13 protein-coding genes are annotated in these 12,850 nt (G+C 59.9%); 5 read left to right on the top strand and 8 right to left on the bottom strand.

The features are described from left to right. Nucleotides 1–84: 84 nt before the first annotated feature. Entirely contained in the window at nt 85–453 is a 369-nt protein-coding gene (locus tag HBR94_RS01115; protein WP_170044031.1) for a PilZ domain-containing protein, read from the top strand. Between the two features lie 62 nt (nt 454–515). Here HBR94_RS01115 and radA read toward each other — a convergent pair whose 3' ends face one another. The 3 genes from radA to HBR94_RS01100 form a co-directional block, all read right to left on the bottom strand. After that, the gene (gene radA / locus HBR94_RS01110; RefSeq protein ID WP_057441136.1) at nt 516–1,883 is read right to left on the bottom strand and encodes a DNA repair protein RadA; all 1,368 of its coding nucleotides are present in this window, start codon (nt 1,881–1,883) and stop codon (nt 516–518) included. 35 nt (nt 1,884–1,918) lie between these two features. Beyond that, nucleotides 1,919–2,449 (bottom strand): ankyrin repeat domain-containing protein, encoded by a 531-nt coding sequence (locus HBR94_RS01105; RefSeq protein ID WP_170044030.1) that lies wholly within the window; start codon nt 2,447–2,449, stop codon nt 1,919–1,921. A gap of 77 nt (nt 2,450–2,526) precedes the next feature. Beyond that, nucleotides 2,527–4,068, bottom strand: a complete 1,542-nt coding sequence (locus HBR94_RS01100; protein ID WP_115129047.1) for a catalase — start codon at nt 4,066–4,068, stop codon at nt 2,527–2,529. A 287-nt stretch (nt 4,069–4,355) separates the two neighbouring features. Between HBR94_RS01100 and mscL the strand changes: the two genes are divergently transcribed. Then, nucleotides 4,356–4,772: a large-conductance mechanosensitive channel protein MscL gene (gene mscL, locus HBR94_RS01095; RefSeq protein ID WP_057441140.1), complete on the top strand. Its 417-nt coding sequence runs from the start codon at nt 4,356–4,358 to the stop codon at nt 4,770–4,772. A 56-nt stretch (nt 4,773–4,828) separates the two neighbouring features. On the opposite strand, the gene HBR94_RS01090 is transcribed toward mscL, so the two are convergent. Further along, nucleotides 4,829–5,605, bottom strand: coding sequence for a ferredoxin--NADP reductase (locus HBR94_RS01090; RefSeq protein ID WP_057441142.1), 777 nt, complete (start codon nt 5,603–5,605; stop codon nt 4,829–4,831). 456 nt (nt 5,606–6,061) lie between these two features. On the opposite strand from HBR94_RS01090, the gene HBR94_RS01085 reads away from it, so the two are divergent. Both HBR94_RS01085 and HBR94_RS01080 read left to right on the top strand, forming a co-directional pair. Beyond that, complete coding sequence (locus HBR94_RS01085; RefSeq protein ID WP_170044029.1) at nt 6,062–6,772, top strand: LuxR family transcriptional regulator; 711 nt, start codon at nt 6,062–6,064, stop codon at nt 6,770–6,772. Between the two features lie 176 nt (nt 6,773–6,948). Further along, nucleotides 6,949–8,073, top strand: coding sequence for a class I SAM-dependent methyltransferase (locus HBR94_RS01080; protein ID WP_115129048.1), 1,125 nt, complete (start codon nt 6,949–6,951; stop codon nt 8,071–8,073). A gap of 50 nt (nt 8,074–8,123) precedes the next feature. Here HBR94_RS01080 and HBR94_RS01075 read toward each other — a convergent pair whose 3' ends face one another. The 3 genes from HBR94_RS01075 to HBR94_RS01065 are packed head-to-tail and all read right to left on the bottom strand — an operon-like array spanning nt 8,124 to nt 10,754. Next, a complete protein-coding gene (locus HBR94_RS01075; RefSeq protein WP_081044180.1) occupies nt 8,124–8,291 on the bottom strand; it encodes a DUF2474 domain-containing protein in 168 nt (55 codons plus the stop codon). A gap of 12 nt (nt 8,292–8,303) precedes the next feature. Continuing rightward, entirely contained in the window at nt 8,304–9,311 is a 1,008-nt protein-coding gene (cydB, locus tag HBR94_RS01070) for a cytochrome d ubiquinol oxidase subunit II (protein WP_057958376.1), read from the bottom strand. Between the two features lie 3 nt (nt 9,312–9,314). Beyond that, nucleotides 9,315–10,754: a cytochrome ubiquinol oxidase subunit I gene (locus tag HBR94_RS01065; RefSeq protein ID WP_057444394.1), complete on the bottom strand. Its 1,440-nt coding sequence runs from the start codon at nt 10,752–10,754 to the stop codon at nt 9,315–9,317. Between the two features lie 343 nt (nt 10,755–11,097). Here HBR94_RS01065 and HBR94_RS01060 point away from each other — a divergent pair, with 343 nt between their 5' ends. After that, nucleotides 11,098–12,330 carry an MFS transporter gene (locus HBR94_RS01060; protein ID WP_170044028.1) on the top strand — a complete coding sequence of 411 codons (1,233 nt, stop codon included), beginning with the start codon at nt 11,098–11,100 and terminating at the stop codon, nt 12,328–12,330. Between the two features lie 14 nt (nt 12,331–12,344). Here the strand turns inward: HBR94_RS01060 and HBR94_RS01055 are convergent, their stop codons facing one another. Beyond that, nucleotides 12,345–12,791, bottom strand: coding sequence for a DUF4879 domain-containing protein (locus tag HBR94_RS01055; RefSeq protein WP_057441146.1), 447 nt, complete (start codon nt 12,789–12,791; stop codon nt 12,345–12,347). Nucleotides 12,792–12,850 lie beyond the last annotated feature (59 nt).

The raw sequence follows: 12,850 nt of genomic DNA, 5'->3' as shown, positions 1-12,850 counted from the left end.
AGCCTTGCCGGGGCGAAAAAAACAGAAATAAACGCCCGATAATGGCGCAAGGCTACAATCCCTGGACCAACAGAGGGTTTCACCATGAGCGACCAGCCGTCAGATCGACGCCGTTTTCGGCGGATTGCCTTCAATGCCAAGACCGAACTTAAGCAAAACGGCCAGCAATGGCCGGTGCAACTGGTGGATTTATCGCTCAAAGGGTTGCTGGTGCAAAAGCCTGCGCCATGGCTGGGCAAGGGTGGCGAGCCCTTTGATGTGGACATTCACCTGGACGCCGACACGGACGTGAGCATGCAAGTGCGGCTGAGCCATGACGAAAAGGGGCAACTGGGGTTCGTCTGCGAATATATCGACCTGGACTCGATCAGCCATTTGCGCAGGCTGATCGAGCTGAACCTGGGGGATGAAGAGGAGCTGCATCGGGAGCTGGGCGAGCTGCTGAACATCTGACGATGTGCACACATCAATGTGTGTAGCTTGCCTGCTCCCACAGGGGTCGGTGGTGGTGCGGGTTATTCGAACAAGGCATCCAGTGCCTGTTCCAGCCGCGTCACCGCAATCACCTGCAACCCGGGCGGCGCCTCCTTCGGCGCGTTGCCCTTGGGCACGATGGCACGCTTGAAACCATGCTTGGCGGCTTCCTTGAGGCGCTCCTGGCCGCTGGGCACCGGGCGTACCTCGCCCGACAGGCCCACTTCACCAAATACCAACAGGTCATGGGGCAACGGCCGATTGCGCAGGCTCGACATGACCGCCGCCATCAAGGCCAGGTCAGATGCGGTTTCCAGCACCTTGACGCCGCCGACCACGTTGAGGAACACGTCCTGGTCATGGGTCGGAATCCCGCCATGGCGATGCAGCACCGCCAGCAGCATCGCCAGGCGGTTCTGATCCAGGCCCAGGGTCACGCGGCGCGGGTTGGCCAGATGGCTGTCGTCCACCAGAGCCTGGACTTCCACCAGCATTGGCCGGGTACCTTCCCACGTTGCCATCACCACGCTGCCCGGTACTTCTTCCTGGGCGCGGGTCAGAAAGATCGCCGAAGGGTTGGAGACTTCTTTCAGCCCCCGGTCCGTCATGGCGAACACCCCCAGCTCGTTGACCGCGCCAAAACGGTTCTTCACCGCCCGCAACAGGCGCAGGCGCCCATCGGACTCGCCCTCGAAATACAGCACCGTATCCACCATATGCTCCAGCACGCGCGGGCCGGCCAGTGCGCCTTCCTTGGTGACATGGCCCACCAGGAAAATCGCCGTGCCGCTCTGTTTCGCGTAACGCACCAGCAACGCCGCACTTTCCCGCACCTGGGACACCCCTCCCGGCGCCGATTGCAGTTGCTCGGTGAAGATCGTCTGGATCGAGTCGATCACCATCACCTTGGGTTTTTCCACGCGGGCGGTGGCGATAATGCTTTCGATACAGGTCTCGGTCATGACCCGCAATTGGTCCTGGGGCAAGCCCAGGCGGCGGGCGCGCATGGCCACCTGTTGCTGGGATTCTTCGCCGGTGACGTACAGGGCTGGCATGCGGCTGGCGATGCTGCACAGGGTCTGCAAGAGGATGGTCGACTTGCCGATGCCCGGATCGCCGCCGATCAGCACCACCGAGCCGTCCACCAGGCCACCACCGAGTACCCGGTCGAGCTCGCCGGACGCCGTGGAAAAGCGCGGGATTTCCTCGACGCTGACTTCCGCCAGGGTCTTGATCTGGGCTTGTTGCCCGGTCCAGCCGGAGCGCCCGCTGGGAGCTGCGGCGCCACCGCTTTCAATCATGGTTTCCGTGAGGGTATTCCACGCCCCACACTCGCCACACTGGCCCGCCCATTTGGGAAAGGTCGCGCCGCACTCTGTGCAGCCGTACATGCGCTTGGCCTTTGCCATCTGAGAACCTCCAACCGAAAAACCGCGATGATAGCTCAGCGTGGCGCTGCGGTACGGATTTCACCGTTGGCCAATCGTGTAGCGCTATTGCCCAGCGGGTCTTCGGCATTCAGGTCGGCGCCCTGGGCCTTGAGCGCATCGAGCAGTTCGACGCGCTTGAACAGCCCGGCATACATGGCCGCCGTCTGTCCGGCGCCGTTGCGTTGGTCGGGGTTGCAGGCGGTGCCCAGCAAACGCCGGGCAATGCGCAACTCGCCCTTGAAGATCGCGCCCATCAGCGCCGTATTGCCGCGTTTATCCTGCACACAGGCATCGGCACCGGCTGCCATCAGTTGCTCCACGGCCGGTTCGTGCCCGTGATAGGCGCTGAGGATCAGCGCGGTGTAGCCCTTGTCATCGACGGTATTCAGGGAATAGCCGGATTCGATAAAAGTCTTGAGCATTTCCACGTCGCCACGTCGGGCAGCGTCGAAGTAGTAATCCTGTAACTGCGCCTTGAGGGCCTGCGGGTCGGCGAACACACTCAAGGACCAGCAGGCCAGTAGCGCCCCTATAAAGCTACGCATCATCAACATCCTCTGCAGGTCCCGTAGGAGCGAGCTTGAACTGGCGGCGACAAGCTCGTTCCTACAGGAGGGGTGGATTAGTCGGTCAGCTTTTCAGCCAGTGCCTTGACCCGCGCCAGATCGCCCTTGGCCACTTTGGCCACGCCCGTGCCGTACTCCGGGTCGGCCTTGTAGAGGAATGACAGGATGATGTGCTTGCTGACGTCATCCGTGGTTGCCAGGGAGCCACCGAAGTTTTCGATCAAGTCCTGGCGCTCTTTCTTGCTGTAGGAACGATACAAGTCGCCCGCCTGCTTGAAGTTCTGCTCGCGCTGGATTTTCACCTGCTGGGTGCTGCCGGCCAGGGGCATCTGGCTGTAACGCGCACTTTGCGGCTCTTCCCGCGGCATCAGGCGGCTTGGCTGGTAGTTCACGCCCGTGCTGGTCTTGCCAAAGTTCATCGCACCATCCTGGTTGCCGTTATTGACGGTGACCCGTGGAGCGTTGATCGGCAGTTGCAGGGCATTGGCGCCCAGACGGTACATTTGCGTATCGGCATAGGAGAACACCCGACCTTGTAACAAGCGGTCCTCCGACGGTTCGATACCTGGTACCAGGTTGGCCGGGGCCATGGCCACTTGCTCGGTTTCCTGGAAGACATTGGCCGGATTGCGGTTCAGCACCATTTGCCCGACTTTGCGCTCGGGAACATCGGGCCAGATCTTGGTGGCATCCAGGGGGTCGAAATCAAACTTGGCCAGTTCTTCAGGCTTGAGCACTTGCACATACAGGTCCCACTTGGGGAAGTCGCCCTTGTTGATGTGAGTAACCAAGTCGTTGGTCATATGGCTGTAATCACGCCCTTGCACTTGCACGACCTCCTTGGGGTCCAGGTTCTTGATGCCTTGCAAGCTCTTCCAGTGAAACTTGACGTAGTGCACTTCACCCTTGGCATTGATCAACTTGTAGGCATGTACGCCATTGCCGTCCATCTCCCGGTAACTGGCCGGTGTACCGGAGTCCGAGTACAACTCGGTGAGCGTGCGGGTGGACTCTGGAACATGGGAGAAGAAGTCGAAACGACGGGAGTCGTCATCCAGGTTAGTGCGCGGGTCGGGCTTGAAGGCATGCACCATGTCCGGGAACTTGATGGCATCGCGGATAAAGAACGTCGGGAAGTTGTTGCCGACCAGGTCCCAGTTACCTTCGGCGGTATAGAACTTGGTGGCGAAGCCGCGCGGGTCGCGCAGGGTTTCCGGGGAGTGGTTGCCGTGGACGACGGCAGAGAAACGCACAAACACCGGCGTGGCCTCACCGGCGGCAAACACTTTGGCCTTGGTCAGGTCGCTGAGGTTGTCGGTGACGGTGAAGGTGCCGTGGGCGCCGGTGCCGCGGGCATGCACCACGCGCTCGGGGATACGCTCACGATCAAAACGCTGCAGTTTCTGGATCAGTTGCACATCCTGCAGCAAGACCGGGCCGTTTGCGCCGGCGGTCTGCGAGTTCTGGTTATCGCCCACCGCTGCACCATTATCGCGGGTCAGGTTGGCGGCACTGACGGCTAACGACAACAGGCTGGTACTGGCAATCAAAAGCACATTGCGCGCAGCAATAGACCTGCGACTAATAAGGTTTTTCATCATGCAATCCTCTGGTTTTTTTAATGCACTTTTATGGGTGCTTGCCAGAGGCTAGTGATGCTGACGCCAGAAGATAAATAGAAAACCCACACCATCACGATTAAAAAAATAGTGTGGTAAGGCCCTGAAATAACGGGTATTTCGCGCGCGACTGATGGCACTTTGCAAACTATTTGCGTTTTAATGTGTCGATTACAACGAACAGTGTTAACCGTTGTGTCGAGCAAGCTCTTGCAGACTGATTTACACTGAGTTCCTCTCCTCTCAACTGTAACAAGGAATAACCTATGGGCGTGATCAGTGAGTTCAAGGCCTTCGCGGTCAAAGGTAATGTGGTCGACATGGCGGTCGGTATTATCATCGGCGCCGCCTTCGGCAAAATTGTTTCGTCCTTTGTAGGCGACGTGGTGATGCCGCCTATCGGTCTGCTGATCGGCGGTGTGGACTTCGGTGATCTGGCAGTAACGCTCAAGGCGGCCCAGGGCGATATTCCGGCGGTGGTCCTGGCCTACGGCAAATTCATCCAGAGCATCATCGACTTCGTGATCGTCGCGTTCGCGATCTTCATGGGCGTCAAGGCCATCAACCGCCTCAAGCGTGAAGAAGCGGCTGCGCCAAGCCTGCCACCGGTGCCCACCAAGGAAGAGGAATTGCTGGGGGAGATCCGCGATCTGCTCAAGGCCCAGAACAACAAGCCGCTGTAGCCGATCCGCAATACCTGTCAGCTACTAAAAAGGCGCCTCTCACCGGGCGCCTTTTTTTACCAGTAGTTTTCTACCGCCACCTGCCCTGGCCGACGCGTCAGGCTTAACTGCATATCGCGTTGCTTGAGCAATTGCCGGGTGTCATCAATCATCTGCGGGTTGCCGCAAATCATCACCCGCGAATGTTCCGGTGTCAGCGCCACGCCTGCCGCGCGTTCCAATTCGCCATTTTCGATCAGGGTGGTGATACGCCCATTCAATGCCCCTGGGTGCTGCTCCCGGGTGACGATGGGCAGGTAGGTGAGTTTATGGGCGTGTTCGCTCAGGTACTCACGCTCAGCCAGTTCCTTGATAAGGGTCTGGTAAGCCAGCTCCCTGGCTTCCCTGGCGCTATAGACCAGGATGATGCGCTCGAATTTTTCCCAGACTTCAAAGTCCTGCAGGATCGACAGAAACGGCGCAATCCCGGTGCCCGTGCCCAGCAGCCACAAGTCGCGGCCATCGACAAAGCGGTTCAGGGTCAAGAAACCCGTGGCCTGTCGCTCCACCAGCAGCTCATCACCCACCCGCAGGCGGCTCAACTCACTGGTGAACTCACCGCCCGGCACCACAATCGAGAAAAACTCGAGGAACTCGTCGAAGGGCGACGACACCACCGAATAGGCACGCCACACCAGGCTTCCATCGGGCTTGGTCACACCCAGGCGCACAAACTGCCCGGCGACAAAGCGAAAACCCGCGTCGCGAGTGGTCCGCAGGGTAAACAGGCTGGGGGTCAACGACTGCACATCAAGCAAGGTCTGGCGTGTGAATTTTTCCGCACTGGCCGTCATGGGGGGCTCCGGTCTACAGGTAACCCCTAGTGTGGCCCAAAGCGGAGCCTGGAAACACCGCTGGTTTGTAGTGACATCCATCCAGGTGATTTATCCGCGCAGAAAAGCGGAACGCCCTACGCTTAAATATGAAAAAACAGAGCGATAGCAATATGACTTCAACTAAAAACATTTAGCTATTACCTTCTCCCCACAGGCGCTGCTTCCCACTAACAACCATCGGTGCCACGCCGCCAGGCTTTTCGGCAAGCTAATGAAAAATATGTATTAAATCTGAATCACGGCCACCACCCGCCACGTCTTACAAGGCGCGAGGAAGATTATTAACAATAAGAAACGCCCTGCTAAGTGCGAAAATTCCCACCCCAGTTTTGCATGCTGTCCTACACTCGATTCGGTGACGCTATGAGGACGTGCGTCGCAAACAATCAGCGTGAAACTCAGGGAGTGTTACCGATGGTCAACTGGCGAAACACACGATTACCCAAACTTGAAGGTGAAGATGAGGTAACGACGATGTTTGAAGCCGCTCTGAACATTACCTATGAGCTAGGTTTTGAATATTGCGGTTTTATCAAGGGCTCCAATGCTCTCTACCGCCCTAACAGAAGTATCCATCTCAACAACTATCCGGATGAATGGAACAAAATCTACAAAACAGAAAACTACTTTGAAATCGACCCTTTGGTTGTTCACTGTAAGCGCGATGTGCTGCCGCTTGTATGGGAAGAGAAAACCTTTTCCGCAGTACCTGACATGTGGGCTCACGTACAAGCCCAAGGCCTGAATTTCGGCTGGGCCCAGTCGGTGCACGATTTCCGGGGCTTCTTCAGTATGATCAACCTGGGACGACGCAAGGGGCCGGTGCAGGCCCATGAGCTCTATGAAAAAGCGGGCCAGGTTCTGTGGATATGCCATGCCTTGCATGCCGTGGCGGCGCAAACCTACAGCCTGGGGCCGACTTTCCAGTGCCCCACCAAACTCACCAGCCGCGAGACAGAGATCCTGCAATGGTCGGCACTGGGCAAAACTGCGGCTGATATCGCCACAATTCTCTGCCTATCGGAACGTACCGTCGGTTTTCACATCAGCAGTGCGATGAGGAAGCTGGGGGTCAGCAATAAAATCGCCGCCGTGATCAGCGCCGTGAGAAACGGTCTTTTTTAAGCGCAACCGGCTCAAATCCTCTTGAAAACACCGAATGTAATCCCGGAGAAAAAAACGTAACATTTACGGCCAGTTCTGAGTGATGACGCCGCTCGTCAAAGCCCGCGTCGCAGTCCACTCAGAAGGTTCCTCGCCTAGCCTGGAACACCCGTCGATTATCCAGAGTTTCCCCCGCCATGCCCCTGCTCGATAGCCCCTTCGCCCAACTCGACCTGATCCGCCAGCCCGAGCAGCCAAACGAACCGCTGCAAGCCTTCGATGCGGCTGACGAGTATCTGCTCGCCTACCTGGCGGAGCAGCAACCGGCCAGCAGCACCCGCGTGCTGGTGCTCAATGACAGCTTTGGCGCGCTGGCGGCCAGCCTTGAAGGGCAGATGCGTGTCACCACCAGTGGTGATTCGTTTCTAGGCACCCAGGCGTTGCAAAAAAACCTGGTGCGCAACCACAAAACCTTCGATGCCGTGTCGTTCGTGCCTGCCAGCCAAGTGCCGAGCGGGCCCTTCGACCGCGTGCTGATCCGGGTGCCGAAAACCCTGGCCCTACTGGAAGAACAACTGATCCGCCTGCAAGGCCAACTGGCGCCCGGCGCCGAAGTGATCGCAGGCGCCATGGTCAAGCATCTGCCCCGCGCCGCCGGTGAACTGCTGGAGCGCTACATCGGGCCGATGCACGCGTCGCTGGCAGTGAAAAAAGCCCGGTTGCTGATTGCCACCCTGGCTGATCGGCCCCGGGTGGTCTCGCCCTACCCCACGCGTTATCGCCTCGACGCGCCGGCCATCGAGCTGCTCAACCACGCCAATGTGTTCTGCCGTGAAGGCCTGGACATCGGCACCCGCGCCTTTCTGCCGCACCTGCCCTCCAACCTGGGCAGCGCCCGCGTGGCGGACCTGGGTTGCGGCAATGGGGTCCTGGCCATCGCCAGTGCCCTGCAAAACCCCGAGGCGCAGTACACCTTGGTGGACGAATCCTATATGGCTGTGCAATCGGCCACCGAGAACTGGCGCGCGGCGCTGGGTGAGCGGCCAGTGACGATTCGCCCCGGCGACGGCCTGGCGGACCAGGAGCCGCAATCGTTGGACGTGGTGCTGTGCAACCCACCGTTCCACCAGCAACAGGTGGTGGGGGACTTCCTCGCCTGGCGCATGTTCCAGCAGGCCCGCGAGGCACTGGTGGTGGGCGGCGCCTTGTATATCGTCGGCAACCGTCACCTGGGTTATCACAGCAAGCTGGCGCGGCTGTTCCGTGGTGTGGAGCAGGTCGCGGCGACGCCCAAGTTCGTGATCCTCAAGGCACGCAAGTAAACCCAGGCAAAAAAAACCCTCCGTGAGGAGGGTCATAAAGGTGCGGGATGTCAGTGGGTGCTCAGGCCCGCGGCGTTCATGAACATGCGCATCAGGCTGGCCACCACGAACAGGGCCAGGACGCTGCCGGTCCAGATCATCGCCAGCCAGCCCAGGCGCTGCCACAGCGGCTTTTTCTCGGCCTGTTCGATCTCGTCCAGTGAAGGTTTACCGGTCATGGTCCAAGCCTCCTAGTGATAGCCGTCTTCATGGGTCACCTTGCCGCGGAACACGTAGTAGCTCCAGAAGGTGTAACCCAGGATGAACGGGATGATGAACAGCGTGCCCACCAGCATAAAGCCCTGGCTCTGTGGCGGCGCGGCAGCCTCCCAGATCGAGACCGACGGCGGGATGATGTTCGGCCACAGGCTGATGCCCAGGCCGCTGTAGCCCAGGAAGATCAACACCAGCGTCAACAGGAACGGCGCGTAATGGGCGTTGCGGGCCACGGCACGCACCAGCGCATACATGGTCACCAACACCAGGATCGGCACCGGCAGGAACCAGAACAGGTTCGGCAGGGTGAACCAGCGCGAGGCGATGTCCGGGTGGGCCAGGGGCGTCCAGATGCTGACAATGCCAATCACCGCCAACACCACGAACGCCAGGGGCCGCGCCAGGTTGTGCATCTGCTCCTGCAACTTGCCTTCGGTCTTCATGATCAGCCAGGTGCAGCCCAGCAGCGCATACGCCACGATCAGGGCCACGCCGCAGAACAGGGCAAACGGCGAGAGCCAGTCCAATGAGCCGCCGGCGAACTGGCGGTCAACCACCGGAATGCCTTCAATGAATGCCCCCAGCGCCACGCCCTGAAAGAAAGTCGCCGCCAGCGAGCCGCCGATAAACGCCTTGTCCCACAGGTGGCGTTTGTCATCCTTGGCCTTGAAACGGAACTCAAAAGCCACACCACGGAAGATCAGCCCGATCAGCATCAGGATCAGCGGCAGGTACAGCGCCGAGAGCACCACCGAGTAGGCCAGCGGGAACGCGCCGAACAACGCCGCGCCCCCCAGCACCAGCCAGGTCTCGTTGCCGTCCCACACCGGGGCGACGGTGTTCATCATTACGTCACGGTCGGTCTTGCCCGGGATAAACGGGAAGAGAATGCCGATCCCCAGGTCAAAACCGTCCATGACCACGTACATCATGATGCCGAAGATGATGATCACGGCCCAGATCAGCGGAAGATCAATACCCATGACTCAATTCCCCTTGTTCAGAGTGTCGCCGTGATCGGCGTCGCCGCTGTCATCGGCCGCCGACAATGGGCGCGCCGGGGTGCGTTGCTGCCCGGGGCCGCCGTGGGCAGGTTCGGTGCTTTCGTGGGTGACCGGGCCTTTGCGCACCAGGCGCATCATGTAGCCCAGGCCAGCACCGAACAGAGCGAAATACACCACCACAAACAGGGCCAGGGTGATGCTCATCTGCACAAAGCTGTGGTTGGAAGAGGCGTCCGCCGTGCGCATCAAGCCGTAGACCACCCAGGGCTGGCGCCCGATTTCGGTGGTGAACCAGCCGGCCAGGATCGCAATCAACCCCGACGGGCCCATCCACAGCGCCAGGTACAGGAACGGTTTGTTGGTGTACAGCCTATCGCCCTTGCGCAGCCAGAGGCTGAACAGGCCGGTGAAGATCATCAACAGGCCCAGGCCGACCATGATGCGGAACGACCAGAACACGATGGTCGAGTTGGCGCGATCCTCAGGCGGGAACTCCTTGAGGGCCGGCACTTGCTTGTCCAGGGAGTGGGTAAGGATCAGGCTGCCCAGGTAGGGGATTTCCACTTTGTACTTGGTGCGCTCTTCCTTCATGTCCGGCCAGCCGAACAGGATCAGCGGGGTCGGCTCGTTACCGACGTTTTCCCAGTGCCCTTCAATCGCCGCAATTTTCGCCGGCTGGTGCTTGAGGGTGTTGAGGCCGTGGAAGTCACCGATCACCGCCTGGATCGGCGCAACGATCAAGGCCATCCACATCGCCATCGACAACATGGTGCGGATCGCCGGGTTGTCCTTGCCCCGCAGCAGGTGCCAGGCCGCCGAGGAGCCGACGAAGAACGCGGTGGCGACAAACGCTGCCGTGGCCATGTGGGCCAGGCGATAGGGGAACGAAGGGTTGAAAATCACCGCCATCCAGTCGGTTGGAATCACCTGACCATTGACGATTTCAAAACCTTGGGGGGTCTGCATCCAACTGTTGGAGGCGAGGATCCAGAAGGTCGAGATCAACGTACCGACGGCCACCATCACCGTGGCAAAGAAGTGAAGCTTGCGCCCGACCTTGTTCCAGCCGAACAGCATCACCCCAAGAAAGCCGGCTTCGAGGAAGAACGCGGTGAGTACTTCATAGGTCAGCAAGGGCCCCGTGACGGAGCCGGCGAAGTCCGAGAAACGACTCCAGTTGGTACCGAACTGATAGGCCATGACCAGGCCCGAGACCACCCCCATGCCGAAGTTGACGGCAAAGATCTTCGACCAGAAATGGTAGAGGTCACGGTAGGTATCGTTGTGGGTCTTGAGCCACAGACCTTCCAGCACCGCAAGGTAACTGGCCAGGCCAATGGTGATGGCCGGGAACAGGATATGGAACGAGATGGTGAACGCGAATTGAATTCGGGCGAGATCTAGCGCCTCCAAACCGAACATAAGTCTTCCTCTGTCAGGTAATACCGGCTGCTGGCTGGGGGCCTGCACCCACTGCCCCCACGGATATGGAGTGTGGCGAATTGCAATTCGTTCTTTTTTTACCAACCACGTAGGGATTCTGGCCTGTCGGCCGCCACACCAGCGCTGCAATCAGCATTGATCTGGATCAAGCATCGATGAAAGAGTAGTCCCATTTTCCAGGTTGGACTGTGTGGTCTTTTGCCGCGTGACAGGTTGACTCAGCGAAATAGATGTCTTGCTAAGGATATTTCTTTTCCAGCAACTATTTGTTACAGCTTGATGCTAATCTCGGCGCTTCCCAGGTTCAGTCCAGTCCTTGCCGATGCCCAGTGAAACCCCGCTGCTGTTACGTCATCACCGCCCTTTCATCGCGTTCTGGCTGGCGCGGATTTTTACCGCCAGTGGCTTCCAGATGCTCACCGTGGCCATCGGCTGGAACCTCTACCAACTGACTGGCAATGTGCTGGACCTGGGGCTGGTGGGTCTGGTGGAATTTGTGCCGCGGGTGCTGTTTATGCTGCACACCGGGCATGTGGCGGACCGTTATGAACGGCGCAAAGTCGCTGCCATTTGCCAGACGTTGCAAGCATTGATTGCTCTGGCGCTGGTGATTGGCAGCCTGACGGACAATGTCACCCGCGAGATGATTTTTATCCTCGCCTTCCTGCTGGGCTCGGCCCGCTCCTTCGAAATGCCCACTACCCAGGCCCTGCTGCCGAGCATCGTGCCCAGCGCCCTGTTCCCTCGGGCAGTGGCGGCGGCGCAGTCGGCCCAGCAATCGGCAACCATCGTCGCGCCGGCTCTGGGCGGCCTGCTTTATGCCTTCGGCAGCGCCTGGGTGTATGGCCCGACGGTGCTGCTGTACCTGATTGCCTGCATGCTGACCCTCAACCTCCCCGCGCGGCAGACCCCGCTGAACAAGGGCAAGGCCACCCTCGACTCGCTGCTCGCCGGGATTCGTTTTATCCGCAGCCGGCCGGACATCCTCGGGGCAATTTCCCTGGACCTGTTTGCCGTGTTGTTGGGCGGCGCCACGGCGTTGCTGCCGGTGTTTGCCAAGGACATCCTGTTGACCGGCCCCTGGGGCCTGGGGCTGCTGCGCTCGGCGCCGGCAGTCGGCGCGCTGTTGATGTCATTGTGGCTGGCACGGTTTGCCGTGGACCGGCGTGTGGGCCGGGTGATGTTTACCGCGGTCGGCGTGTTTGGCGTGGCGACCATTGCCTTTGGCCTGTCCACCTCGTTCTGGTTCTCCCTGGCGGTGCTGGTGGTGCTGGGGGCGGCGGACATGATCAGCATGGTGATCCGTGCCTCATTCGTACAGCTGGAAACCCCCGATGAAATGCGCGGGCGGGTCAGCGCGGTCAATGGGCTGTTTATTGGCGCGTCCAATCAGTTGGGCGAATTTGAGTCCGGCGTCACGGCCCACTGGCTGGGCACGGTACCCGCCGTGGTGCTGGGCGGGGTCGGGACGCTGGTGGTGACCGGGGTGTGGATCAAGCTGTTCCCGACCCTGGCCAATCGGGACCGCATGCATGTGCCGGCCGAAGCGCCCTGAACCTGCAGGAGCCATCACTGGATGCGTAACTGAGTCACCAGGGTATTGCGGGGCGCGTTGATCGACGTGTTGCTGTACTCGAACCAGCCTGCGGCGCGGATATCCACGTCAAATACATAGATGTAGCCCATCAATGTACCAGCGCCATTGCAGGCCTGGCTGACGGAGCCGACCTGGCAAATCGCCGTCTTTTGTCCCGCAAGCCGCGCCCCATCAAAGGTCGCGATGGAATTATTGCCCAGCCCCACTTCCATCACCGAGACCCGCGTCGCCCCCCGGTGCTGGCACTGCCGGGTACGGTCGGCGCCCTCGGCGATGGACTCGCTGCAGCCCTGGGACTGCACCTGGAACACCCGCACTTCGCTCAAGGCCGGTGCAGGCGCGCCCCACGCCGGTGCCGCCGCCAGCCACAGGCCGAGACAGGCGAACGGAGCTAGACTCCACGCGATGGCTTTTTTCATGCTCTGGATGACCCTGGACTGAACGTCGACGGAGTATGCCTCAAGGCCACACTCAACAA

It is taken from the genome of Pseudomonas sp. WS 5412 (assembly GCF_012985615.1).
Classification (GTDB): domain Bacteria; phylum Pseudomonadota; class Gammaproteobacteria; order Pseudomonadales; family Pseudomonadaceae; genus Aquipseudomonas; species Aquipseudomonas shahriarae.
Note: the sequence above shows the minus strand (reverse complement) of the source record. Positions and strands in the feature narration are given on the sequence as shown.